This window comes from uncultured Devosia sp. (genome assembly GCF_964244875.1).
Taxonomy (GTDB): Bacteria; Pseudomonadota; Alphaproteobacteria; order Rhizobiales; family Devosiaceae; genus Devosia.
Genome location: NZ_CAXTKA010000012.1, coordinates 1 through 23,608 on the forward strand (window position 1 = coordinate 1; position 23,608 = coordinate 23,608).

Genomic DNA, 23,608 nt, shown 5'->3' on the forward strand with positions numbered 1-23,608 from the left:
TTTCAGACCGGTCCGGCGCAACCTAGCGCCGCCACAATCAGGACAATTCATCCGTTCCTCCCAAATCACCACTCCAGCGAGCCGAGAAGAATCCTTTCCAAGTCTAATGTAAACACTCCCCCTTGATGGGGGAGGTTGGGAGGGGGTGGGGAGCCACGATGTTGCGGTGTTACTACCACCTTGCGGCCGGGGTGCATCTCGGGATGGGTACCGGCCTGCGCCGGTGTGACACCGTGGGTGGGGTGGTGTTGTGCCCAAGGCGGGCAAGAGGCGAGGGATCGGGGATAAACGACGACCCCAACCAATCCTAAACCGGCTCCATCACCGACGCGATGTCGATCGGCGTGCGGCCTTCGAGCCAGGTGGGGACGGGCAGGCCCTTGTCGCGCAGGAAGGTGGGGTTGAAGAGTTTGGATTGGTAGCGATTGCCGTAGTCGCAGAGGATCGTGACGATGGTCTTGCCGGGGCCCAGGTCGTTGGCCAGGCGCACGGCGCCGGCGATGTTGATGCCGCTGGAGCCGCCCAGGCACAGTCCCTCGTGTTCGAGCAGGTCGAACACATAGGGCAGGGCCTCGCCATCGGGGATCTGGTAGGCGCGGTCAATCTTGAGGCCCTCCAAATTCGCCGTGATCCGGCCCTGGCCGATGCCTTCGGTGATGGAATTGCCCGCCGATTTCAGCTCGCCGGTCGTGTAATAGCTGTAGAGCGCGGCGCCTTCGGGATCGGCAAGGCCGATCTGCACGTCGCTATTGCGCTCGCGCAGCGCTTCGGCGACGCCGGCCAGCGTACCGCCCGAGCCGACGGCGCAGATGAAACCATCGATCCGCCCGCCGGTCTGGCGCCAGATTTCGGGGCCGGTGGTTTCCACATGGGCGCGCTTGTTGGAGACATTATCGAACTGGTTGGCCCAGATCGCACCATCGGGCAATTCGCGCGCCAGCTTTTCCGCCAGGCGCTGCGACACCTTGATGTAGTTGTTGGGGTCCTTGTAGGGCCTGGCCGGCACTTCGATCAGCTCGGCGCCATAGAGCCGCAGAGCGTCTTTTTTTTCCTGGCTCTGGGTATCGGGAATGACGATCACCGATTTGAAGCCGAGCGAATTGGCCACCAGCGTCAGCCCGATGCCGGTATTGCCCGCCGTGCCCTCCACGATGGTGCCGCCGGGCCGCAAGGCGCCGCTCTTGACCGCATCGTGGATGATGAACAGCGCCGCGCGGTCCTTGACCGACTGACCCGGATTGAGAAATTCCGCCTTGCCCCAGATTTCGCATCCCGTCAGCGTCGAGACGCGGTTGAGGCGGATCAGCGGCGTATTGCCGATGGCGGAAATCAGGTCTTGGTGCTTGGACATGGCATGTTTCGTGCTGGAGGAAGGGTAATGTTAGGCGCGCCCCTGCCCGTCCACAAGCGCCAAGTGCCCGAGCGGCATGGCTTTTCCCAACCGCGCTGGTTTCGCGCATACCCTGCCGCCATTGCCCGCCAACCCGCAACGCCATTCCCACGATCAGAGCTCGCGCGCCACCTCAAGGGCGCGGACGCGCGAAGTTTTCAGATCGACGATGGGCTGGGGATAGGTCTGGCCGAGCACGATGCCGGCCTGCCGCAACACGTCGGCTGGCGCGGCAAACGGCTGCTGCACCCATTGGTCGGGCAGCTTGGCCAATTCGGGCACCCATTGGCGCACATAGGCGCCCTCGACGTCGAACCGCTCGCCCTGCGTCACCGGGTTGAAAATGCGGAAATAGGGCGAGGCATCCAGCCCGGACCCGGCCACCCATTGCCAATTGCCGGGATTGTTGGCGTCGTCGGCATCGACGAGGCAATCCCAGAACCATTGCTCGCCCCGCCGCCAGTCGATCAGCAAATTCTTGGCCAGCAAGGACGCCGTCAGCATGCGCACGCGGTTCTGCATGAACCCGGTTGCCCACATCTCGCGCATGCCGGCATCGACAATGGGAAAGCCCGTGCGGCCCTGCTGCCAGGCCGCCAACTCGCCTGGCGCATCCCGCCAGGTCATCGTGGCGTATTTGCCCTGCATCGGCACGGTGGCGATATCCTCGCGGTGATAGAGCTGGTGGTAGTTGAAATCGCGCCAGGCCAGCTCGGACAGGAATTTGTCGACCGTCTCCGCCCGGTGCGGCTCGCGTGCGGCCAGGCCATGTCCGGCATGCCATATCTGGCGCGGACTGATCTCGCCGAACCGCAGATGCGGTGACAGTCTCGACGTGACGGCGCGAGCAGGAAAATCGCGCCCCTGGGGATAATCAGGCAGGCCGCCGTCGATAAAAACCGCCAGCGCTTCGTGGGCGCCGGCTTCCCCGATGTGCCAATACGGGGTGAGCTTGCCGGCCCATCTGGGCTGTCGGTAATCGGTATCCACCGGAATGGGCTTGATCGGCGATCGGCCCTTGGGCGCCGGCAGCGGCGTGGGGATATGCTGGCCCTTCAGCGCCTTCCAGAACGGGGTGTAGACCGAAAATGGATTGCCAGCACCGGTCTTCACCGTCCACGGCTCCGCCAGGACATTGGCGGCAAAGGTGCCGATATCGACGCCCTCGGCGCGCAGCATGTTTTCCACCACGAGGTCGGTCCTGGCCTCTGCCGGGCCGTAGCGACGGTTCCAGAAGACGCTGGTCGCGCCACTGTCCTTGAGGGCGGCGCGCACCGTATCGAGGGCGCTGCCGGTATGCACCGACAGGCGCACCCCGAGCTTGGCCAGCTCCTCGTTCAAATCCGCCAGACTGTGATGCAGCCACCATCTGGCCGCGCCGCCGGGCGCCCGCACGTCCGGATCGCTCTGGTGGACATAGAGCGCCGCGACCCTGTCAGCCGCGTCGAAGGCGGCATGCAGCGCCGGATTATCCGCCAGCCGCAGATCGTTGCGCAGCCAGACCAGCGCGGTGCGTTCGCCCATGTCGATTTCCCCTTTTGGGGAACCCATACGCGCCGGAACAGCGGCTGGATCACTCCATCAGTTCGGCCAGTTGCTCCAGCGCGCCATTCCAGGCCTCGATGGAAAAAATCCGCGATTGCGGATCGGCATGCGCCACGCCGCGCTCCACGATGGTGATGCTGGTACGACCGTCTCCCACGGCCTTGAAGGCGATATCGAGCACGAAGATCAGCTCATCCCCGCTGTCGTCGTCCTTGTGCACCCAGCTCATCACCAGCCGTTCGTTCTCAACGAACTGCAGGAACTCACCCGAAACGATGTGCTCGCCGGGATCATCGTCATCCCCTTCGGTGACGAACTTGTAGTCGCCGCCCTCGAACGGATCGACTTCGGCATAATCGGCCTGCCATTGCTCGATCAGCGCGGGGTCGGTCCAGGCGGCGAAAACGTCCTCGAGGTCGGCCTCGATGATGCGGGTGAGGGTGATCTGGCTTTCGCCGTCCGTGTCGATTCCATTGCTCATGGCAGCGATACCTTCATGGGCGCGCACCGATGCCGTGCCGCACCGGGCTTACGTTTGCGGCTGTCCTACTCCGCTCTCCCGGTACTGGCAATGCGCCTGCCGCATAACCCGTCCGCGCGCAGGAACCAATCGGGGCGCGGACGCTTGAAGGATTGCAGATGCCCGCTGCGCCACTAGGAGCGTCCTATGCTTGTGATCCTGACCGCCATCGTCCTTGCGCTCATCGGCTTGGCGCTTGCCGGAGGAGGCGCATGGCTGACCGCGCTGGGTGGCAGCTGGTATTACCTGATCGCGGGGCTGGCGTTTCTCCTCTCCGCTTATTTCCTGTTTCGCCGGCGCAGCGCAGCGCTTTGGGTTTATGCGGCGCTCGTGGTCGGCTCGATCGCGTGGGCCGTCTGGGAAGTCGGCTTCGACTGGTGGCAGCTTGGCGCGCGGGGTGGGGTCATCGTCGTCTTGGGTCTTTGGCTGTGGATGCCTTGGATCAGGGGCCGTCTGGCCGGCGGGCGCGGCTGGAGCGCCAGCACGATCGGGCTGACCCTGGCAAATCTCGTGGCCATCGTCGTTGCCGTCTATGCCATGTTCCAGGACCCCCAGGACATCGCCGGCTCGCTGAACACCGCCTCGGTGATCGCAAACCCGAACCTGGGGGCCGATTTCGATGACGGCGACTGGCAGCAATATGGCCGCACGCCCTATGGCCAGCGCTATTCCCCGCTGGCGCAGATCACCACGCAGAATGTCGCCAGCTTGCAGCCGGCCTGGACCTACCAGACCGGCGACGTGAAGCGGCCCGACGACGTCGGCGAAACCACCTATCAGGTGACCCCGATCAAGGTGCGCGACACGTTATACATCTGCACGCCGCACAACCTGGCGATCGCGCTCGACGCGGCCACGGGTGCCGAGAAATGGCGGTTCGACGCCAATTCGGGCATGAACCCGGATCGCCAGCACCAGACCTGCCGGGGCGTGACCTATTGGGCCGATCCGACCGCTGCGCCGGGAACAGCCTGTGCCGAACGCGTTTACCTGCCGACGGCCGATGCACGGCTGATCGCGCTCGATGCGGCCAATGGCGCGGTTTGTCCCGGTTTTGCCGACCAGGGCACGCTGCACTTGGAAGCGGGCATGCCCTTCGTTCCGGCTGGCTATTATTATTCCACCTCGCCGCCCGTGGCGGTCGATGGCAAGCTGGTCATCGGCGGTGCGGTCAACGACAATTATTCCACCACGGAGCAATCGGGCGTCATCCGGGCCTTCGATGCCCTGACCGGGGCACTGGTATGGAATTGGGACTCGGGCAATCCCGGCCAGACCACGCCGATCGATATTGCCGGCGGCGCCACCTACACGGCCAATTCGCCCAATAGCTGGTCGGTATTTTCCGTCGATGCGGCTTTGGGGCAAATCTATGTGCCGCTGGGCAACCAGGTGCCCGACCAGATCGGCATTGGCCGCACGGCGAGCGTCGAGAAATATTCCTCGTCCATGGTCGCGCTCGACATCGCCACGGGCCGTGACATCTGGGTCAACCAGTTCGTTCATCACGACCTATGGGACATGGATGTTCCGGCCCAACCGGCGCTGCTTGATATCACAAATGCCGATGGCACGCCGGTTCCAGCGCTGGTGGTGCCCACCAAGCAGGGCGATATTTACGTACTGGACCGGCGCACCGGCGCACCCATCCTGCCCATTACCGAAGAGCCGGCCCCGCAAGGCGCCGTTCAAGGCGACTTTTCGGCGCCAACGCAACCCACATCGGCCCTCAGCTTCAAGCCGGCGCCGCTGCGCGAGCAGGACATGTGGGGCATCACCATGTTCGACCAGATGATGTGCCGGATCGAACTGCACCAGAACCGCTATGAAGGCCGCTACACGCCGCCATCGTTGCAGGGATCGATTGTCTATCCCGGCAACTTCGGCACCTTCAACTGGGGCTCGATCGCCATCGATCCCGAACGGCAGATCATGTTTGGCATGCCCACCTATCTCGCGTTCACCTCGCGCCTGGTGCCGGCAGCGGACATTCCCAAGCGCGGGCAGGGCGAAAAGGGTAGCGAGCAGGGATTGAACCGTAACGACGGCGCGCCCTATGGCGTGGTCATGGGCCCGTTCCTCGGGCCGCTGGGCATTCCCTGCCAGGCCCCCGGCTGGGGTTTTGTGGCTGGCGCCGACCTGCGTACCGGCGAAATCGCCTACAAGCATCGCAACGGCACCGTGCGCGACATGACGCCCTTGCCGCTGCCGTTCAAGGTGGGCGTGCCCGGAATCGGCGGGCCGATCATCACCAAGGGCGGCGTTGCCTTCCTCGGGGCATCGGTGGATGATTTCCTGCGCGCCTACGATGTCACCACCGGCAATCAGCTGTGGGAAGCGCGGCTGCCGGCGGGCGGCCAATCCACGCCGATGACCTATACGGTCGGCGACAAGCAATATGTGCTGATCGTGGCCGGTGGACATGGCTCGGTCGGCACCAAGCCGGGCGACTACGTGATGGCCTATACGCTGCCGTGACGCGGCTTTGATCGCAAGCCCTAGCGGCGCTTGTGGCGTTGCAGGTCGATGCTCAGAACGAAGATGAGGCCGATGGCGAACAGGCAGGAAATGGCAAACATGATGGTCCACTGGGGTTGCCAGACCCTTAGACCACAGGCGGGTTAAGCGGCGTTAAACGCGCACATCAAAGGCAAGCTGCGATACGTCAAAGCGAGGGCGAGCGACGCCTCTGATATTCAAGCTCAAGATGTGGGGGACCGGATGGTCGGAGGTCACAACAAATCGCAATATTATGGGGACGAATGGCTCCGCGGGTAGGATTCGAACCTACGACCAATCGGTTAACAGCCGATTGCTCTACCACTGAGCTACCGCGGAATACATTCGTGCGCCGTCTTGCGAAGGCGAGGTCCATGTAGCGAACTTGGTTTGCTTTGCCAAGCCCTCATTGCGCGCTGTCCGATGCCAATTGCGCGGCTCGACGTCCCAGCCGGATCAGATCGCCAAGCGTATTGAGGTTGTCGAAGGGATTGAGCGGGCTTTGTGCCTGCCAGTCATGCGGGTTGGCACCTAACTCGACCAGCGAGGCCCGCAGACTTTTCGGTGCCGTGCCGGCGCGAATCCGCTCTGGAAGCGCTGCAATACACTCAAGCCGCCAAAGAGCGTTGGGGGGGTAAAAATCGTTGCCCCAACTCGCGTACACCGCAGCGTTCGAGCCGAGCGCGGCGATCATGACCGCGACGAAATCCGGCGGCAGGAAGGGAGTGTCGACGGCCACGGAGACCAACAAGCCGTCGGTGGCGCCATTCTCGGCCAGCCAGTCGACCGCCGCCGCCAACCCTGCCAATGGTCCGCTCGGGGTTGCGGACAAATCCGGCACGCCCGGGTAATCGCCTTGCGGGACGCGATGCCCCGGACCGCTCGCCACCAGCAGCGGAGAGACCACAGGGCCCAGCGCGGTGCTGACGCGATCGATCAGCCGTTGTCCGCCCAGCCGAAGTTCGGCCTTGCGCACGCCGCCCAGGCGGTCGCCTTGCCCGCCGGCAATGATGACCGCGTGAGGTATGCTCATGATGCGATGGGTGGCGGCGATTTGTTGGCGCCAAGCCGCAGGACCACCAGCAAGGCTATGCCGCCGATCAGGCCCCAGAACGGCGCGCCGACCCCCAGGATCAAGACTCCCGAGGCGGTGGTGACGAAGGTGACGATTGCCGGCAGGCGCGCTTCTTCGTCCGCCAGGGCCCCGCCCAGCGCCGCCGCGAGACTGGACAGCAGCGCCAGCCCGGCAACGGCCTGGATCAGGATCGGCGGCGCGGCGGCAATGAAGGCGGCCGCCAAATTCGCGCCGGGTGCGAGCAACAAATAGACCACCCCCGCAGCCACCGGGGCGGGCCAGCGCTTGGCCGGATCGGGATGCGCCTCGGGGCCGGCGCAGATTGCCGCGGTGATCGCCGCCAGGTTGATGCTGTGCCCGCCGAACAGCGCCGTCAACGCGCTGCCGATGCCGGTCATGACGAACAGCGGCGCCGGCTTCGGCGAAAAGCCATTGGCCTGCATCACCGCCAGGCCCGGCAGGTTCTGCGAGGCCATGGTGACGATGAACATCGGCAAGCCGATGCGCAAGATGGCGTCCAGCGTGAACACCGGCATGATCGGCGCGATACTGGGCCAGCTTCCATCAAGCGCGCCCGGCGCCAGCCTGGTGGACAAAGCCAGCGCGATACCTGTCGCCACCACCGCGATCGGCACGGCATAGCGCCGCGCAAAGCGAAGCCCGATGGCCCAGGCGAGCAGGATCGGCAGCGCCAGTGCCGGCATTTCCGCGACGGCGGTGATCGGCGCCAGGCACAGCGTCAGCAGCATGCCCGCCAGCATGGCATTGGCGATCGGCGCCGGAATGGCGGCTACCAGCCTGGCAAAGGGTTTGATCAGCCCTGCCAGCACGATCAGCCCAGCCGCGACGAGGAACGCGCCAGCTACCGCCGGATAACCGCCCACCGGTTCGCCCACGGTCAACAAAAAAGCCACGCCGGGCGTGCTCCAGGCAAAGCTGACGGGAATGCGGCTGCGAGAGCTGACCGCGATATTGAGGATGCCGATAGCGACGCAGACCGAAAACAGCCCGGAGCCCGCCTGCTGCGGCGATGCGCCGGCGCCGCTTAGCGCCGCCAGCACCAAGGTGAAGGTGCTGGCATAGCCAACCACCGCCGCCAATGCGCCCGCCATCAGCGGTTGCGCAAAATCGCTGCGGGCCATGTGCTGGCCTCTTGCTGTGTCGGTCACGGTCATGCCCTCGCTTTTGCGGGCAAACCTATGCAAGTGCCACTGATTGGTGAAGCGCCAATCGGTGTCCGAGCGCCCGTGCATGTCGCAAAGGCGCTCGGCCCGGATTTTGATCAGCTTCCGACGACACCGCCGTCGCGCTTGGTCAGGACCACGAGGGACGGACGCGCCGGCATGGCGTCGGCGAAGTCCGGCCAGGACGTGCCGGCGTCGGCCATGGACGAAGCGTCTTCCATGTCGTCCATCCGCAGCTCGCCCGGATGCTGTACCGACAGGAACAGGCTGGTCGCGTCCGGCGTGAAGGTCGGCGAGCAGGCTTCCGAGCCGGTCGGCGGAATGTAGAACAGCCGGGGCAGGGCGCGGCCATCGCCTTCAGTATCCATGGCATAAACCGCATCGGCCATGCCCTCGGGCGGCGGACCGTCGGTCGTGACCCAGATGCGCCCGGCCGGATCGACCCCGATATTGTCGGGATCGGTGAACCAGCCATTGGCCGTGGTGTCGGGGTGATAAAGGCACTCGTCCTCCGGCTTGCCCGGATCGCCGCACAGCGCAAAGACGTCCCAGGTGAAGCTGTCGGCGGCATGGTCGGGCGCATCGGGCGCGCCTGGCGGCACCAGTTCAAGCAGATGACCATGCGGATTTGGCCCGCGCGGATTGGCGGCGTTGACGCTTTCGCGGTCATCCTCGCCCGCCGGCAACCGGTCCTCGTTTTCGGTCATGGCCACATAGAGCTTGCCGGTGCCGGTGTGGGGAATGAAACCCTCGGGCGCATCCATCGGGGTGGCACCGACCAGGTCGGCGGCGGCACGCGTGTTGAGCACCACGTCGGCCTGGCTGGCAAAGCCGGCTTCTGCCGTCAGTGGGCCCTCGCCGGCAACCAGCGCGATCCACGTCATCTTGCCGTCGCTGGCGAACTGGGCGACCGACAGCGTGCCATTGTCGAGCAGATCCTTATTGGCCGCGCGGTTGTCCGGATCATATTTGTCGCGCGTAACGAAGCGGTAGAGATATTCGAAATCGTCGTCGTCGCCCATGAACACCACGACCCGCCCATCCGGCGCCAGGCTGACCTGAGCGCCTTCATGGGTCATGCGGCCCAGCGCCGTGCGCTTGATCGGCTTGGCTGTGGGGTCCAATGGGTCGATCTCGACCACCCAGTCGAACTTCATCCATTCATTGGGTTCGTTCTCGAACTTGAAGCGCGGCTCGACGCGCGATACCGCATAGATGTCGTTTTCGTCTTCGTCCCAGCCTTGGCGCTCCACCAGTTCCTGGTTGGCCAGCGTCGTGTAGTCGCCGGCGAACACGTCCATCGCGCCTTCTTCGCCCGACAGCATCGTGCCCCAGGGCGTCAGGCCGCCGTTGCAGTTGGAAATGGTGCCGAACACCACGGTGCCGGTCGGATCGGCCTTGGTTTTCAGGCGATCATCGCCCGCAGCGGGGCCGGAAATCGCCATTTCGGTGCCCATATGAATGCGGCGATTATACTCGCCGTCCTTGACCACCGCCCACTGCGCGCCGTTGCGCTTGATCTCGACGACGGAGACGCCGGTTGAGGCCATGACCGCGCGGATCTGGTCCTCGGTCATCTTCTCCTTATAGTCCTCGATGGTCAGGCCGGGGAACATCAGGAACGGGCTGGCATATTCGTGGCTGACCAGCAGCAGGCCGCGATCGTTGCTCTTGGAGCCAAGCGGCAGCGGCAGGAACACCGTGAAATCGTTATTGTAGCCGAACTGACGCTCGGCGGCGGCGCCATTGAGCGTCGCGAGATCGAAGTCCGGGCTATCGGGAAAAATCGCATCGCCCCAGCGCAGCAGCACTTGGCGATCATAGCCTTCCGGCCAGTGATCCTGGGCATCGCGCACCCGGGACAGTTCCGTGAAAGTCAGCGTCGAGGCACCCTCGGCAGCGGCCGCGCGGCCAACCCCAAAGCTGCCACCCATGGCTGCAACGGCGGAACTGGCCAGGAAGCCCTTGAGCAGGGTTCGGCGATTGAACCCCTCATTGAGCAACGAGCCATAGCTCTGGGCAAAGGCACGGCGCGGGTTGGGACGCTCGCGCGTCTTCTGGCGATCAGTCATCGTCGGCTCCTGGGGCTTGCTGGTCGCCACCAAGCATGCCGAGACGACGCTTCAATGACAGTGTTTGTCGCCCGTCCAGCATGGCCGTCCGAGATGCGCCAAACCCACTTTCCGGCACCAAATTCCAGCTGAGCCCGATTGCCAGCCGCCTAAAATTGGCGATGCATGAGCGGCATTGATTCGACCGCATGGAGTTTGCTGATGAAGACGGATGTCCTTGTGCTTGGCGCCGGGATCGTCGGCGTCAGCGTGGCCATCCATCTGGTCAAGCGCGGTCGCTCGGTCGTGCTGGTCGATCGGCAAGGCGCGGGCGAGGGAACGTCGTTCGGCAATGCCGGGCTGATCCAGCGCGAGGGCGTGGCGCCGCATCTGTTTCCGCAAAACCTGCCGGCGCTGCTCAACTATGCCCGCAACCAGAGCACGACCATGCGGTTCCAGTGGCGCGCGCTGCCGCAGATTTCACGGTTCCTGGCGCAGTATTGGTGGGCTTCGCGCGCTTCGTCCTACCGCGCCATCGTCGAGGATTATTCCAAGTTCATCGCCCATGCCGTGAGCGAACATGCCCCGCTAATCGAAGAGGCCGGCGCCGCCGATCTGATCGGCAAGGCCGGCTGGATGCAGGCCTATCGCAGTGACGAAAGCTATCGGGCCGCGCGCGAACAGGCGGAGTCCTTTGAGCGGTTCGGCCTCGATCACGAGGCGCTCGACGCCGATGCCCTGCGGTTGCGGGAGCCGGGCGTCACCGCAGAACTTGCCGGCGCTATCCACTGGACCCAGCCCTGGACCGTGCGCGATCCCCTCGCCCTGACGCAGGCCTATCTGCGCCTGTTCCAGAGCTTGGGCGGCCAGTTGGTGACCGGCGATGCGATGACATTGCGCAGCGTGGCCGGCCGCTGGGAGGTTGATGGTGCGCATGGAGCAATGAGCGCCAGGGAGGCCGTCATTGCCTTGGGGCCGTGGTCGGACCAGATGCTGCGCAAGCTCGGCCGCCGGCTGCCGCTGGGCGTCAAGCGCGGTTACCACATGCATTATGCCCCCCGTGGCAATGTTGGCATCACCATGCCGATCTACGACGAGGCCGGGTTTTTGCTCGCACCGATGAACCGCGGCATTCGCCTGAGCACGGGGGCAGAGTTCGCCCTGCTCGACGCGCCGCCCAATCTCGCCCAACTCGATGCCGCCGAGAGAATCGCCGCCGTGTCCTATCCATTGGGTGAGCGGCTCGACCCAAGCCCCTGGATGGGCGCGCGTCCCTGCACGCCGGACATGAAGCCGATCATTGGTCCCGAAGGCCGCGAGGGACTGTGGCTGGCGCTGGGCCATGCGCATCATGGACTAACCCTGGGACCCGCCACGGGGCGGCTGCTGGCCGACATGATGACCAACCAGGCGCCGTTCATCGATCCGACGCCCTATAGCGTCACCCGGTTCGACTAGGCTTTCGGGTCCGGCAGGGATGCGTGCACGATCCCCGTCACCGCGTCCCCATGGATGTCCCGCGCCCATTGGGCCGCATGGGCTGCGGCGTCGATCTGGGGAAAGCTCATTACGGCCTGGGGCAGGGCCGCTTTCAGGGCCGGCTTGATGCCCGGATGCAGCGTGATGATGCCGCCGATGAAAGCAACGGGCAAGGGACCGGCCCTGGCAATCAGCGCACTGGCCAGACGCGCCAATTCGATCGCCGCGCGCGCCAGGATGTCGTTTGCGACCGGATCCCCCTGGCTTGCCGCGCGCGCCACTGCCTGCGCCAGGGCGCCGATGCGGCCACGATCGCCGCCATAAACGAAGCTGCGGGTCTGCTCCCAGCCTTCGCCGCCAATGTCGGCATAGAGTTCGGCAGCGAGTAACGCCGCGTCGGCTGGACCGCCGGTTTCATCGATCCGTCGATAGAGCTGGTCGAGGGCGTTGAGTGCGATCCAGGTGCCGGAGCCGGCATCGTCGATCAACAACCCGCGGCCGCCGACGCGGATCAGTTGCCCGTCGGTGGTCAGGTGCAGCCCGATCGATCCGGTGCCCGCCGAGATCAGGTGCCCCGTGCCCGGCGCGAACGTGGCGCGAAATGCCAGCTCCATATCGTTGCCAAGCTGAATGGCCGAAGGTGCTATGCCCAAGAGGGCAGCCACCATGTCACGCACCACATCATGCACGCTGTCGCCCAATCCGGTAATACCCAGGCAGGCGGCGGTGGGTGAGAAATTGCGCGCGGCTTCGGCAATGGTGGAGAGCGTCGCCAACAGGCGCTCGCGTTCGGCCGGATTGAACACATGGCCTGTCGCGCCGGCAGCGGAACCACGGGCGATGACGGCCCCATCAGCATCTAGCAGAACCCAGCGCGATGCCGTCCCGCCGATATCAACGCCGAGGTACGCGGTCATGCTTCGGTCTTGAACTCTTCTTGACCTCACGCAAACTGAGTAAGGCCATGCTCGTTCCTCAAAACCATACCAGTTCAATACCACAAGATCGGCCACCATTGCGCTGATGTAAAGGCGTGGTCATCCCGGTTGGTTCGAAGCTGCCATTGGCAGTGTCCGACCCGCACCGGCCGCGCGGGCAAGACGACGCTGTTGCGGGGTTTCTGCGCGTGACAGGTCGCGCTCGTTGCGTTAGCCTTCCGCCATGGGCGATTTCCACTTCATGACCGGCAAGCGGCACGCGACGGCGCATTTTGTCCGCGCCATGATGAAGGCCGACCTTGCCTGATCCCCGCCTGACCCTGGCGCGCGAGGGCATCGCTGCCCGCTCGCTGAACGGCATCGTCCCGGCTTCCCGCTACATCGACACGACCGTGCGCCAAACCGTGATCCCCTCCGCCGCCCTGCGCCGCGCACCGTCGCCTGGCGCCGAACAGCTCGACCAGGTGCTGTTCGGCGAGCTATTCGAGGTACTGGACGAGGTGGACGGCTGGGCTTTTGGCCAGGCGGCGCGCGATGGTTATGTCGGTTATGTCGAGGCTATGGCACTGGGCGGGCCGCCGACGGCGCCGACCCATACCGTGCGGGCGCTGCGTACCTACGCGTTCAGTGCGCCCAGCATCAAGGCCTCACCCACCGGGATCTATTCGATGAACGCCCTCATTGCCGCCGAGGGGCAGGAGGGTCGCTTCGTCAAGACGACGGGCGGTTGGTTCGTGCAGGAGCATCTGGTTCCCATCGGCCAGGCCGAGCCAGACTACGTCGCGGTCGCCGAGCGGTTCGTCGGTACGCCATATTATTGGGGCGGGCGCGAGAGCCTGGGGCTCGACTGTTCCGGTCTGGTGCAGCAGGCGCTTTACGCCTGCGGCCGAGCGTGCCGTCGCGACAGCGACCAACAAGCGGCGATGGGCGAGCCGGTTGCGGCGCTGCGGCGCGGCGACCTGGTCTTCTGGCGCGGCCATGTGGCGATCATGACCAGCGAGACCGACATCATTCACGCCAACGGCTGGCACATGGCTGTAGCTATCGAGCCGCTGGCCGAGGCACAGGCGCGCATCAGCCGTCTTGGCGGCGGGGAGCCTACGGCATTTCGGCGCATTTGACGCCGCCTATGCCGGCATTGGGCGAATGAAGTGGTTGGCGCCGACCTCACGCACTTCGGGTTGCGCGATGGCTGATTGCCGGCGGATCACTTCGATCTGGCTGAGCTCGTCACCGAGCCTTGCGTCGGTGAAGCGGCGGTCGGGATCGGGAACGGCGGAGAGCAGCAGCCTGGTATAGGGGTGCTGGGGATTGCCCAGCACGCTTTCGGTCGCGCCCCATTCCACGATCTGGCCGGCATACATGACCATGATGTCCTCCGCGACGTAACGGGCCGTGGCAATGTCGTGGGTGATGTAAAGCACCGCCAATCCCAGCTGGCGCTTCATGTCGTTGAGCAGGTTGAGGATGCCCAGGCGCACCGAGACGTCGAGCATGGAGGTCGGCTCATCGGCGATGATCACCTCGGGATCGACCGCCAGGGCGCGCGCGATGCTGATGCGCTGCCGCTGGCCACCGGACAGCTCATGGGGGTATTTGGCCGCGATCAGTGCTGGATCGAGCTTGACCCTTGCCAGCAGCTCGGCGATGGCCGCCTGGCGTGCTGCGCCGCTCAGCGTCGGCTGATGCAGCCGTAGTGGACGCTCCAGGTGATAGCGGATGGTATGGACGGGGTTGAGCGAGGAAAACGGGTCCTGGAACACCATCTGCACCGCCCCCCGATACGCCTTGAGGCTGCCATCGACGGGTGAGCCGCGAAACAACAGGCGTCCTTCGTCCGGCCGGTATTCGCGCATGATCAAGCGGGCCGCCGTGGTCTTGCCCGATCCGGACTCGCCGACGAGCGCCACGGTGCGGCCTGGATGGAGGGCAAACGAGATCGAGCGCGCCGCATAGACGCGGGCCTCGGCGCGACCGAAGACTTTGGAGACATTGTCGAGGGCGATAATGGGCGCGGTATCGCTCATTTGTCATCCTGCGCGATCTGTTGGCCGTGCAGGCGCGGCATCGAGGCCCAGAGTTTTCGCGTGTAATCGTGGCGCGGCGCGGAATAGATCGCCTGCGCCGCATCGACCTCGATCAGCTCGCCTTCCAGCATGATGCCGATCCGATCGCTCACCTGCACCATCAGCGCCAGGTCATGGGTGATGAACAGCACCGAAAAACCCAATTGCCGACGCAGCGCATCGATGCGCTGCAGGATTTCGCGCTGCACGACCACGTCGAGCGCGGTGGTCGGCTCGTCCATGATCAGCAGTTTTGGATTGAGCGCCAGGCAGATGGCGATGACGATGCGCTGGCGCATGCCGCCCGAAAGCTGGTGCGGGTAGGCAGCCAGGCGGTCGATTGGGATGTCGACTAGGGCGAGCAGCTCAGCGGCGCGCTGACGGGCCGCCGCGCGCGACATGCCGCTATGGGTCTTGAGCACATCATAAAATTGGGCCTCGACAGTCAAGACCGGGTTGAGCGAGTTCATCGCGCTCTGGAACACCATGGCGACCTCGCGCCAGCGGAACCTGCGCAACTCGGCATCGTCGAGCGCGAGCACGTCGCGACCATCGACCAGGATTTTGCTGCCCGAGCGGATCAGCGCCGGTGGGCGATGGAGGCGACTGATGGCGAAGGCGATGGTGGACTTGCCGCAACCCGACTCCCCGGCGAGGCCGAAGAATTCGCCGGGCGCAATATCGAAGCTCACGTCCTTGACGGCGTGGAAGACGCTCTGCGTGCCGACATAGTCGATGGAGAGGTTGGCGATCGAGAGAACGTTCATAGCTTGCCCTCCCCCGCGCGGACCATTCTGGTCCAGCGCCCCAGCATTCCCCCGGTGCGCAGGCGCGGATTGGCGACTTCGTCGATGGCGAAGTTGATCAGCGCGAGGCCAAGGCCCAGCAAAGCCAGCGCGAAGCAGGGCGACAGCAGGTCCCACCACGCGCCGACCGAGAGGGCCGAGGCGTTCTGGGCGTTGTAGAGCATGATGCCCCAGGAGACGGTATTGGGATTGCCCAGGCCAAGGAATTCCAGCGTCGCCTCGGTGATGACGGCGAAGATGACGCTGCCGATGAAGTTGATGCCGACGATGGAGATCAGGTTGGGGAAGATCTCGAAAGCCATGATGCGCCAGCTCGGCTCACCCAGCATCTCGGCGGACTTGACATAGTCGCGCTGGCGGATGGACAGCGTTTCCGAGCGGGTGACGCGCACGCCCCAGGCCCAGGAGGTCAGGCCCAGGATGACCGCGATGACCGGCGGGCTCGCCTGGCCGACAAAGGCGGCGATCACCAGCAGCAAGGGCAGGTTGGGTATAACCAGCACCAGATTGGTGAAGAAGTTGATGATCTCGTCGACCACACCACCCTTGTAGCCGGCGATGATGCCCAGCACGGTGCCGATGACGGTGATCATCAGTCCGGCCCCGAAGCCGACGGCCAGCGAGACGCGCGCGCCGTAGATCAGGCGAGTGAAGACGTCATGACCCAGGCGCGTGGTGCCAAGCCAGTGCTCGAGCGATGGCGCCTGGTGCGGGCGGCCGACGCGCTGGGTGGGGCTGTATTCGGAGAGGAACGGCGCGAAAATGGCCACCAGCAGGATGACGGCCAGGATAACCACGCCCACCAAGGCCTTCTTGTTCTGCAGGAGTTGAGAAAACAGCTGCATGGGTCAGGCCTTTTTCAGGCGCGGATCGAGCAGCACATAACTCAGATCGACGACGAAGTTGGCGACCAGCATGGCTGCGGTCATGATCAGCAACTGCCCCTGGATCACCGGGTAATCGCGGGCGAGAATGGCCTGGTAAAGCGTATTGCCCAGTCCCGGATAGTTGAACACCACCTCGGTCACCAGCGAGCCACCCAGTATCGTGCCGATGGATATCGCCAGGGCCGACACCGTGGGCAGCAAGGCGTTCCGGGCGGCGTACCAGAGCATGACCCGGTTGTCGCTGAGCCCTTTGGCACGCCCCATGACGATATAGTCCTCACCCAGAAGGTTGATCATGTTGTTGCGCATGGTCACCGCGAACCCGCCGGTCAGCACGATCACCATGGTGAACATGGGCAGCGCACCGTGATGCAGCACGCTCGAGATGTAGCCCCAGCCAAAGGCCGGATCGAGCATCGGATCGGCGGCATAGCCGTTGGGAAACCAGCCCAGGCTATAGCCAAACACGAACAGCATGGTCAGCGAGATGACCACCGCCGGAACCGAGCTGGAAAAGATCGCCAGCAGCGAGACGACCGCATCGAATAGCGTGCCGCGGCGCCAGGCCGCCATCACGCCAAGCAGGGTGCCAATGGTGAAACTGACGATGGTGGCGCTGCCGACCAGGCCCAGGGTCCACACCAGCGCCCGTGCCAGAAGCTCGGTGACCGGCAGCGGGAAATACTTGATTGAACGGCCCAGATCGCCGGTGAAGACGCTTTGCAGATAGGCGAGATATTGCTGGCCGATCGGGGCGTCGATGAAGCCGAAGGTCAGCTTGAGGGCGTTGAGGTTTTCCAGCGACAGGTTGGAGCCGGCGCCGGCGAACATGATCTGCACCGGATCGCCCGGCATCAGGCGCGGCAGGAAAAAATTGATCGTTGCGGCGGCGAGGAACGCGGCCAGATAGAATGCCAGGCGCCGGAGCAGAAAGGCCATGTACGATTTTTCCTTCATCCACCGGAGGCTCCTGCCCCTGGAGGGGGAGGGCTATTGAATATGGGTAAGGGCACTCACTCGTCAGTGCCACTGATCGGCTCCTCCCCCTGGTAGGGGGAGGCGTCGACTGATGGTTCGTGGAAAGTCGTTCCGAAAATCGACCGGACGCTATGGCGCCACCGGCCTCAGCGCCAGGAGCTGGATCAGGCGGCCTGGATTGGCATTTGAGATCACCGGCGAGGTGATGGGATTGTCCGCGCTGGCCCAACCGGTAAAGCGTTTGGTGCTGTATTGGTAAAACGACGGGCTGTTGTAGACCGGGATTACCGGCATGGCTGCCGCCACCTTGAGCTGGATGGCATCCATGATCGACTTCTGCTCGGCCGGGTCCTTCACCTGGGTATATTTGTCGAGCATGGCCACGACTTCTGGATCGGTCCAGCGTTGCGCCGAGAAGCGGCTCTTGCCGAAATCGGCCGGATTGAACGAGCGGATATACGGGAAGTACGGATTGGCGGCCGACGCGATGGCATTGAGCGACATCGAATATTTGGCGTCGATCAGGTCGGAAGCCCAGACCGATTCCTCGGGCGTGCTCATCCTCACGTTAAGCCCGGCCTGTTGTAGGCTTTCGATGGAAATCTGCACGGCATCGATCCAGTCGGTCCAGCCATTGGGGATTTCGATATCGATGCTGATCGGCGTACCATCGGGATTGTCGCGGAAACCGTCGCCGTCCTTGTCGACATAGCCCGATTGGTCGAGCAGCGCCACGCCGGCATCGAGGTTGAACTTGCCGTATTGGCCGAACTGGGTGGCGACTTCGGGATTGCCGAACGTCTTGTAGAACTCACCCAGCATGGCAGGATCTTCGTTGATCAGCGGATAGCCATAGCCGGCAATGTCGACGATGGTTTGGCGATCAATCAGCATGCTGACCGCGCGCCGGAAATTGACGTCCGTAAAGGCTTTCTTGTTGTTCGCGTCGGGCGCCTCGAAGTTGAGCGTATAGGCGACGAGGCTGGAGGGCAGGAACCAGTATTTATTGTGCTCGGGATCTTTGGCGACAAAGGTATTGTCGATATCGGGAATGAAGCTGGTCGCCCAATCAAGCGTGCCGTCGGCCAGGGCCGCCAGGACCTGCGGATTGTCGGCAAGCTGGGGCAGGCGCATGCAATCGACCTTGAGGCTGGCTGCGTCCCAATAGTTGGGATTGCGGCATTGCTCATAGACCTGCGGCGTGAAGCGCGTGATTTCGGTGAGGGGCCCCGAGCCGACCGGCGTCTCGTTGGCGAAGGTCACCGGGTCGGCAACATCCTTCCAGATATGCTCGGGCACGATGGGCATGGCCACAATGGTGGTGGCAATCAGCGAATTGGGCTGCACCAGGTTGAAGCGAACCGTGTGCTCGTCGACCTTTTCCACCGAGGACATCAGAGGCGAGATCGAGTTGAAGTCGAGCGCCGGGAATTTCTTCAGATAATCGTAGGTGAACACCACGTCGTCGACGGTGAGCGGCTCGCCGTCGGACCATTTCAGCCCATCGCGCAAGGTGAAGCTGATGGATTTAAGATCATCTGCCAGCTCGAAGTTTTCCGCCAGGCGGTGTTCCCACTTGTTGCCCGCCAGGCGGTTGAAGATCGCCAGGGGCTCATAGATGAAGTCCTTGGTCGTGGCGCGGGCAGAGGTCTGGTTGAACGGGTTAAAATTGCGCACCCAGGTCGTGGTCTGCTCGGAACTGGCGGTCAATACGCTCTGGGCACTGGCCGGCGCTGCGGCCAGTGCCAGAACCATGGCGGAGGCTGCCAGGATCACGTTTTTTTTCAGCACTGTTTTCTCCTCTGCATCTGAATATCGCCTAGGCGATGCCATTGTCGGTGAAGATCTGTTCGACTTCGGCGTGCAAGGCGGCGATGTCCACCCGCTTGGCCCCCCGCATCGCCTGCGCGCGGGCAATTCGCGCCAGGCTTTGCTGGCTCAGCGGACGTGCCGCCCGGGCCGCCGCCTGGCTGGCCGCCAGATCCCCCTGGCTATGCAGCGCAATATCGTAGCCGGCATCGAGCGCCGCGGTAACACGTTCGGCCCAGGTGCCCTTGAGCGCCTCCATGGTCAGGCAATCGGTAATGATCACGCCCTCATAACCAATGTCCTGGCGGATCAGATTGCAGACAAGGGGCGAAACCGAGGCAGGACGCTCCGGGTCGATCTGGGTGAAGATGAGATGGGCCACCATGGCCCAGGGCGTGTCCCTGAGCGCCATGAAGGGGCGGAAATCGGTGGCGGCCAAGTCCTCGCGGCTGGCATCGACCACCGGGCAATCGAAATGCGGGTCGACGGTGACCCGCCCATAGCCGGGAATATGCTTGATGACCGGCAGTTCGCCCGCCTCCAGCATGGCATTGATCACTTCGCGCGCCATGGCGATGACGAGGTCCGGGTCGTCGCCGAAAGCCCGCTGGCCGATCACCTCATGAGTGCCCTTGCGGGCCAGGTCGGCCACCGGCGTCGTGCCGCTGTCGATGGTGAGTTCGGCCATCAGCGTCGCCATCGCCTGGCTCGACAGCCGCATCGCGCGCTGGCCCAGTTCGAGGTCCTTGCGCGCCAGCGCGCCGAATTCACCCAAGGCACGAAAGCTTGGCCATCTGCCATTGTTGAGACGCTGGACGCGCCCGCCTTCCTGGTCGATGAACACCGGCGCATCCTCGCGGTCCACCGCCTCGCGGAACTGCCGGCAAAGGCGCCGCACCTGCTCGGGATTGTCCAGGTTGCGCCGGAACAGAAACAGCCCGAACGGATTGGCCTCGCGGAAGAAAGCGCTTTCGTCCACCGACAATTCATGTCCAGGCATGCCCACGAAAAGCGCCAGCGGTGGTGTGGATGCCATATTAATCGGTGCTTTCCGACTTGGGCCGAACGCGCAACAGACCCTGGTAGATGTCTTGCCTGTCCGCTTCGATCGGTACGGCGCCTACAGCCTTGACGTAAAACTCCACGGGGCCGGCCGAACCGATCACGGCGTAAGCATAGCCCTGAGCCTTCATCGCAGCCAGCGTGTGATAGAACAGCGCCAGCCCGATAGCCTTGCCGCGCTGGTTTTCGGCGACCCCGGTCGGACCGAAAAACCCCCGTGCCGTGGCATCGTAGCAGGCAAAGCCAACCAACTCGCCCTCGACCACGGCGATCAGGCAACCCGGAGGCTGATGCGCCATGGCCACCGTCACCTCGCTGACCCAATACTCGCTGAAGTGCTCCCGCACCCAGCCCTGGACGAGGTGCAGTTCCGGTGGAAGCGCCACGCGGATCGTCGCCTCGACAGACCGGATTCGCTCCGCCAGGGCCGCCATCCTTCGAGAATAAAGGTTTACCAAGCAATCCATGGGCAAGCGACCGATCAAATCCCGGTAACAACCAACAAGCGCCTGGCACGCGGTCTATGCCTAAGCCGGGTGCCTGTGGGGCCAGCCATCGGCCAACGACTCAAAGACCAAGTGTCCGCTATTCGCGTTTCAGATGCCAGGACCTTCACGCCGCTCGCAAGTACAGCCGCCAGGCGATGCAACGTCTAAAACTTGCTCGGGCGGCTGGACGGGGTGTTGCAGGATGGGATGCGACGGCCTTGAAGTCTCCCCTGGCGGCTTTGGCCTGGCGTCCCAGTTTGGAAAATTCATCCTTCGAGACGCGGGGTCTTGCATAAGCCCTTGTCGTTCAATAACTACAGCCATCGTGAGGCCGCGTGGCGGAGTGGTGACGCAGCGGATTGCAAATCCGCGTACTCCGGTTCAATTCCGGACGCGGCCTCCAAATTTTTCCATATTGACAGGTGATTGCAGTCGCGGCGGGCTTCCGGCGGCGGATCGATTGCGTGCATTTTACAGGCTTTTTGTCGCGCCACGATGGTCTTGGCTTGCCAGAATGCGGCGCTGGGGATATTCACAACCGGCATATGACCGGGACGGGCAGGGGGCTGCTGCAGGATGATCGACTACGAACGCGCGCGCAAGATGATGGTCGACAACCAGTTGCGCACCCACCAGGTGACGGAGCGCCGGTTGTTGAACGCCATGGGGCGGATGCCGCGTGAACTGTTCGTGACGGATGCGCGCAAGCCCCTGGCCTATATCGACGAAGCCCAGCCGCTGGGCGTAGCGGGATCGTCGCGCTTCATGGCGCCGCCCGCCCTGTTCGCCCGGCTCGTGCAACTGGCCGAGGTGCAGGCGGGCGATGATGTGCTCGATATCGGCGCGGGCACCGGTTATTCGGTCGCCGTGCTGGCGACGCTCGGCGCGAGCGTTCTGGGCCTCGAGGACGACGCCGCGCTGGTCGCCCTTGCCAATGGCAATCTGGCGACGCTCGGCGTAAGCAATGCAACGGTGATGCAGGGCTCAATCGGCGATGTCACGGGTTTGTATGATGTTATCGTTATAGAGGGGGCGCTGCACCATGTGCCGCCCGCTCTGTTGACGCGTCTCAGGGAGGGTGGGCGCCTGGTGGCCATGATCCGCACGGGCGCGGTCGCCGTAGCCAATGTTTACGTGAAGTCCGGCACCGGGGTGACGGCGCGGGCCGAGTTCGATGCCAGCCTGCCGCCGCTGCTTGGCGCACGGCCGGTTGAGCAGTTTGTATTTTGATAGCTATTTGCCTTCAAACTGTTGCCGCTTGGGCACGGCCCGCAATTATCTGGCGTACTGGTTGTTGTTGAGCTTGCCGAGACTCGCCCTGGTGCACAAGTCCCGGCATAAGAGTGGTGGAACTGGAGAGGCTGTCATGTACCCAATGCGTGTTTTGTTGGCGGGGGCCCTGGCCATCGCCTTGGGAGCGCTGCCCGTTGCGGCGCAGGCGGAAACTCTGGCGGAGGCTCTGGCCAGCGCCTATACCAACAACCCCAATATCGAATCCGCGCGCATCAGCGTGAAATCGGCAGCCGAGGATATCGCCCTGCGGCAGGCCAACAAGCGTCCCACCATCGCCGCCAACATTACCGGAAGCTATGACTGGTCGCTGGCCGACGGCAATTACAGCTCCACGGACTCCCTGACCGGCGGGTTGAGCTACAACCAGAACCTGTTCGACAATTTCCAGACCGACGCGCAGATCGAACAGGCTCGCGCGCTGGCGGACCTAAGCGGCCAGACTTTGCGCAACGCTGAGCAGAATGTGCTGCTCTCGGTGGTCCAGGCCTATATGAACGTCATCCGCGATACCCAATTGGTGTCCTCGCGGCAGGAAAGCATCACCTTCTACGACGCCCAGTTGAAGTCGGCCAACGACCGGCTCGAAGTGGGTGAAGGCACCAAGATCGACGTCGCCCAGGCCCAGGCGCGCCAGGCTCAGGCCGTCGCCTCCCTGCGCGCGGCGCAGACCAGCTTGCAGACCAGCCAGGCCAGCTATCAGCGCTGGGTCGGTCATCGGCCATCCAATCTCAGCTCCAATGTCGGCTTTGCCGGCCTGATCCCCGGCAGCATCGATGCGGCGATCGCTAGCGCCGAGGAACGCCACCCCGCCATCCTGAGCGCCAAGGCCGCCATTCGCTCCGGCCAGGCCGGCACCGATGCAGCCCAGGCCGCCTTCGGGCCGACGCTCGACCTGATCGGCTCGCTCTGCGGCTTTGGCTGCTTTGGTGAACAGGATGTTTCGGGCGTCAGCGGCTCGGTTCGCCTGTCGTTGTCGATCCCGATCTATGCCGGCGGTGCTCTTGGCGCCAGCGTGCGCAAGGCCAATCTCGAGCAGATCAAGAGCGAAGTCGACGCCATGTCGACCTATGACGAAGTCCGCGAGTCGGTGATTACCTCCTGGGCCACATTGCAGAACTCCGCCGCCCAGATCGAGTCGGCGCAGGCCTCGGTATCCTCGGTGCAGCAGGTGCTCAACGGCGTCATCCAGGAACGCGATCTGGGCCAGCGCACCACGCTCGACGTGCTCAATTCCCAGGCTGAACTGACCACGTCCAAGGAGACCCTGATCCAGGCCAGCTCGAGCCGGGTCATCGCCATGTTCACCCTGATCGCTTCGACCGGACGCCTCTCCGCCGCCGAATTGAACCTGCCGGTGTCGCTGAAGTCGGGCGACAACTATACCCGCACCGTCGAAGACGTGTGGCAGGAACTGCGCGTCGTCGCCGATTAGGATACCGCGCTGCACGCAGCGCAACCCACCCTTGGTGGCCGGACAATGTCCGGCCACAAGTTTTAGGGGAAGACCGCGCATTCACGGCCAACATGATTCCTTAATC

Annotated in this window: 19 protein-coding genes and 2 tRNA genes; 6 read left to right on the forward strand and 15 right to left on the reverse strand. The window is 64.0% G+C overall.

What is annotated here, in order from left to right; translation table 11 throughout:
• Window positions 1–307: 307 nt before the first annotated feature.
• From ACFE8X_RS13630 to ACFE8X_RS13640, 3 genes are all read right to left on the reverse strand, one after another.
• Entirely contained in the window at window positions 308–1,351 is a 1,044-nt protein-coding gene (locus ACFE8X_RS13630; RefSeq protein WP_375452032.1) for a cysteine synthase A, read from the reverse strand.
• Window positions 1,352–1,504: 153 nt separating this feature from the next.
• The gene (locus ACFE8X_RS13635; RefSeq protein ID WP_375452033.1) at window positions 1,505–2,914 is read right to left on the reverse strand and encodes a cryptochrome/photolyase family protein; all 1,410 of its coding nucleotides are present in this window, start codon (window positions 2,912–2,914) and stop codon (window positions 1,505–1,507) included.
• Window positions 2,915–2,963: 49 nt separating this feature from the next.
• Complete coding sequence (locus ACFE8X_RS13640) at window positions 2,964–3,416, reverse strand: SRPBCC domain-containing protein (protein ID WP_375452034.1); 453 nt, start codon at window positions 3,414–3,416, stop codon at window positions 2,964–2,966.
• Window positions 3,417–3,602: 186 nt separating this feature from the next.
• On the opposite strand from ACFE8X_RS13640, the gene ACFE8X_RS13645 reads away from it, so the two are divergent.
• The gene (locus ACFE8X_RS13645) at window positions 3,603–5,933 is read left to right on the forward strand and encodes a glucose/quinate/shikimate family membrane-bound PQQ-dependent dehydrogenase (RefSeq protein WP_375452035.1); all 2,331 of its coding nucleotides are present in this window, start codon (window positions 3,603–3,605) and stop codon (window positions 5,931–5,933) included.
• Between the two features lie 285 nt (window positions 5,934–6,218).
• On the opposite strand, the gene ACFE8X_RS13650 is transcribed toward ACFE8X_RS13645, so the two are convergent.
• The 4 genes from ACFE8X_RS13650 to ACFE8X_RS13665 form a co-directional block, all read right to left on the reverse strand.
• Window positions 6,219–6,293: transfer RNA gene (locus tag ACFE8X_RS13650), tRNA-Asn, on the reverse strand.
• 67 nt (window positions 6,294–6,360) lie between these two features.
• A complete protein-coding gene (locus ACFE8X_RS13655; protein WP_375452036.1) occupies window positions 6,361–6,987 on the reverse strand; it encodes a molybdenum cofactor guanylyltransferase in 627 nt (208 codons plus the stop codon).
• The gene (locus ACFE8X_RS13660; RefSeq protein ID WP_375452037.1) at window positions 6,984–8,171 is read right to left on the reverse strand and encodes a benzoate/H(+) symporter BenE family transporter; all 1,188 of its coding nucleotides are present in this window, start codon (window positions 8,169–8,171) and stop codon (window positions 6,984–6,986) included. The genes ACFE8X_RS13655 and ACFE8X_RS13660 overlap by 4 nt, the downstream gene beginning before the upstream one ends.
• A gap of 140 nt (window positions 8,172–8,311) precedes the next feature.
• Window positions 8,312–10,285: a PhoX family phosphatase gene (locus tag ACFE8X_RS13665; protein ID WP_375452038.1), complete on the reverse strand. Its 1,974-nt coding sequence runs from the start codon at window positions 10,283–10,285 to the stop codon at window positions 8,312–8,314.
• A gap of 201 nt (window positions 10,286–10,486) precedes the next feature.
• Here ACFE8X_RS13665 and ACFE8X_RS13670 point away from each other — a divergent pair, with 201 nt between their 5' ends.
• Window positions 10,487–11,722 (forward strand): NAD(P)/FAD-dependent oxidoreductase, encoded by a 1,236-nt coding sequence (locus ACFE8X_RS13670; RefSeq protein WP_375452039.1) that lies wholly within the window; start codon window positions 10,487–10,489, stop codon window positions 11,720–11,722.
• Here the strand turns inward: ACFE8X_RS13670 and ACFE8X_RS13675 are convergent.
• Complete coding sequence (locus tag ACFE8X_RS13675; protein WP_375452040.1) at window positions 11,719–12,660, reverse strand: N-acetylglucosamine kinase; 942 nt, start codon at window positions 12,658–12,660, stop codon at window positions 11,719–11,721. The genes ACFE8X_RS13670 and ACFE8X_RS13675 overlap by 4 nt on opposite strands.
• A 320-nt stretch (window positions 12,661–12,980) precedes the next feature.
• Between ACFE8X_RS13675 and ACFE8X_RS13680 the strand changes: the two genes are divergently transcribed.
• Window positions 12,981–13,802 carry a C40 family peptidase gene (locus tag ACFE8X_RS13680; RefSeq protein ID WP_375452041.1) on the forward strand — a complete coding sequence of 274 codons (822 nt, stop codon included), beginning with the start codon at window positions 12,981–12,983 and terminating at the stop codon, window positions 13,800–13,802.
• Window positions 13,803–13,808: 6 nt separating this feature from the next.
• Here the strand turns inward: ACFE8X_RS13680 and ACFE8X_RS13685 are convergent, their stop codons facing one another.
• The 7 genes from ACFE8X_RS13685 to ACFE8X_RS13715 form a co-directional block, all read right to left on the reverse strand.
• Window positions 13,809–14,708 (reverse strand): ABC transporter ATP-binding protein, encoded by a 900-nt coding sequence (locus ACFE8X_RS13685; RefSeq protein ID WP_375452042.1) that lies wholly within the window; start codon window positions 14,706–14,708, stop codon window positions 13,809–13,811.
• Window positions 14,705–15,514 (reverse strand): ABC transporter ATP-binding protein, encoded by an 810-nt coding sequence (locus ACFE8X_RS13690; protein WP_375452043.1) that lies wholly within the window; start codon window positions 15,512–15,514, stop codon window positions 14,705–14,707. The genes ACFE8X_RS13685 and ACFE8X_RS13690 overlap by 4 nt, the downstream gene beginning before the upstream one ends.
• Entirely contained in the window at window positions 15,511–16,398 is an 888-nt protein-coding gene (locus tag ACFE8X_RS13695) for an ABC transporter permease (RefSeq protein WP_375452044.1), read from the reverse strand. Before ACFE8X_RS13695 ends, ACFE8X_RS13690 begins: the two co-directional genes overlap by 4 nt.
• Before the next feature lie 3 nt (window positions 16,399–16,401).
• A complete protein-coding gene (locus ACFE8X_RS13700; protein WP_375452045.1) occupies window positions 16,402–17,379 on the reverse strand; it encodes an ABC transporter permease in 978 nt (325 codons plus the stop codon).
• A 168-nt stretch (window positions 17,380–17,547) separates the two neighbouring features.
• Window positions 17,548–19,206, reverse strand: a complete 1,659-nt coding sequence (locus ACFE8X_RS13705; protein ID WP_375452140.1) for an ABC transporter substrate-binding protein — start codon at window positions 19,204–19,206, stop codon at window positions 17,548–17,550.
• Between the two features lie 31 nt (window positions 19,207–19,237).
• Window positions 19,238–20,263, reverse strand: a complete 1,026-nt coding sequence (gene nagZ, locus ACFE8X_RS13710) for a beta-N-acetylhexosaminidase (protein WP_375452046.1) — start codon at window positions 20,261–20,263, stop codon at window positions 19,238–19,240.
• Window position 20,264: 1 nt separating this feature from the next.
• Window positions 20,265–20,756 (reverse strand): GNAT family N-acetyltransferase, encoded by a 492-nt coding sequence (locus ACFE8X_RS13715; RefSeq protein ID WP_375452047.1) that lies wholly within the window; start codon window positions 20,754–20,756, stop codon window positions 20,265–20,267.
• Window positions 20,757–21,106: 350 nt separating this feature from the next.
• Between ACFE8X_RS13715 and ACFE8X_RS13720 the strand changes: the two genes are divergently transcribed.
• The 3 genes from ACFE8X_RS13720 to ACFE8X_RS13730 all read left to right on the forward strand — a co-directional run bounded on the left by ACFE8X_RS13720 (window position 21,107) and on the right by ACFE8X_RS13730 (window position 23,502).
• Window positions 21,107–21,180: transfer RNA gene (locus tag ACFE8X_RS13720), tRNA-Cys, on the forward strand.
• 173 nt (window positions 21,181–21,353) lie between these two features.
• Window positions 21,354–22,007, forward strand: coding sequence for a protein-L-isoaspartate O-methyltransferase (locus ACFE8X_RS13725; protein ID WP_375452048.1), 654 nt, complete (start codon window positions 21,354–21,356; stop codon window positions 22,005–22,007).
• Between the two features lie 136 nt (window positions 22,008–22,143).
• Window positions 22,144–23,502, forward strand: a complete 1,359-nt coding sequence (locus ACFE8X_RS13730) for a TolC family outer membrane protein (RefSeq protein ID WP_375452049.1) — start codon at window positions 22,144–22,146, stop codon at window positions 23,500–23,502.
• Window positions 23,503–23,608: the final 106 nt, after the last annotated feature.

Excerpts from the sequence above, each read along its gene's own strand:
- ACFE8X_RS13630 (WP_375452032.1), bottom strand. The coding sequence starts at position 1,351 with ATGTCCAAGCACCAAGACCTGATTTCCGCCATCGGCAATACGCCGCTG.
- ACFE8X_RS13635 (WP_375452033.1), bottom strand. The coding sequence starts at position 2,914 with ATGGGCGAACGCACCGCGCTGGTCTGGCTGCGCAACGATCTGCGGCTG.
- ACFE8X_RS13640 (WP_375452034.1), bottom strand. The coding sequence starts at position 3,416 with ATGAGCAATGGAATCGACACGGACGGCGAAAGCCAGATCACCCTCACC.
- ACFE8X_RS13645 (WP_375452035.1), top strand. The coding sequence starts at position 3,603 with ATGCTTGTGATCCTGACCGCCATCGTCCTTGCGCTCATCGGCTTGGCG.
- ACFE8X_RS13655 (WP_375452036.1), bottom strand. The coding sequence starts at position 6,987 with ATGAGCATACCTCACGCGGTCATCATTGCCGGCGGGCAAGGCGACCGC.
- ACFE8X_RS13660 (WP_375452037.1), bottom strand. The coding sequence starts at position 8,171 with ATGGCCCGCAGCGATTTTGCGCAACCGCTGATGGCGGGCGCATTGGCG.
- ACFE8X_RS13665 (WP_375452038.1), bottom strand. The coding sequence starts at position 10,285 with ATGACTGATCGCCAGAAGACGCGCGAGCGTCCCAACCCGCGCCGTGCC.
- ACFE8X_RS13670 (WP_375452039.1), top strand. The coding sequence starts at position 10,487 with ATGAAGACGGATGTCCTTGTGCTTGGCGCCGGGATCGTCGGCGTCAGC.
- ACFE8X_RS13675 (WP_375452040.1), bottom strand. The coding sequence starts at position 12,660 with ATGACCGCGTACCTCGGCGTTGATATCGGCGGGACGGCATCGCGCTGG.
- ACFE8X_RS13685 (WP_375452042.1), bottom strand. The coding sequence starts at position 14,708 with ATGAGCGATACCGCGCCCATTATCGCCCTCGACAATGTCTCCAAAGTC.
- ACFE8X_RS13690 (WP_375452043.1), bottom strand. The coding sequence starts at position 15,514 with ATGAACGTTCTCTCGATCGCCAACCTCTCCATCGACTATGTCGGCACG.
- ACFE8X_RS13695 (WP_375452044.1), bottom strand. The coding sequence starts at position 16,398 with ATGCAGCTGTTTTCTCAACTCCTGCAGAACAAGAAGGCCTTGGTGGGC.
- ACFE8X_RS13700 (WP_375452045.1), bottom strand. The coding sequence starts at position 17,379 with ATGGCCTTTCTGCTCCGGCGCCTGGCATTCTATCTGGCCGCGTTCCTC.
- nagZ (WP_375452046.1), bottom strand. The coding sequence starts at position 20,263 with ATGGCATCCACACCACCGCTGGCGCTTTTCGTGGGCATGCCTGGACAT.
- ACFE8X_RS13715 (WP_375452047.1), bottom strand. The coding sequence starts at position 20,756 with ATGGATTGCTTGGTAAACCTTTATTCTCGAAGGATGGCGGCCCTGGCG.
- ACFE8X_RS13725 (WP_375452048.1), top strand. The coding sequence starts at position 21,354 with ATGATCGACTACGAACGCGCGCGCAAGATGATGGTCGACAACCAGTTG.
- ACFE8X_RS13730 (WP_375452049.1), top strand. The coding sequence starts at position 22,144 with ATGTACCCAATGCGTGTTTTGTTGGCGGGGGCCCTGGCCATCGCCTTG.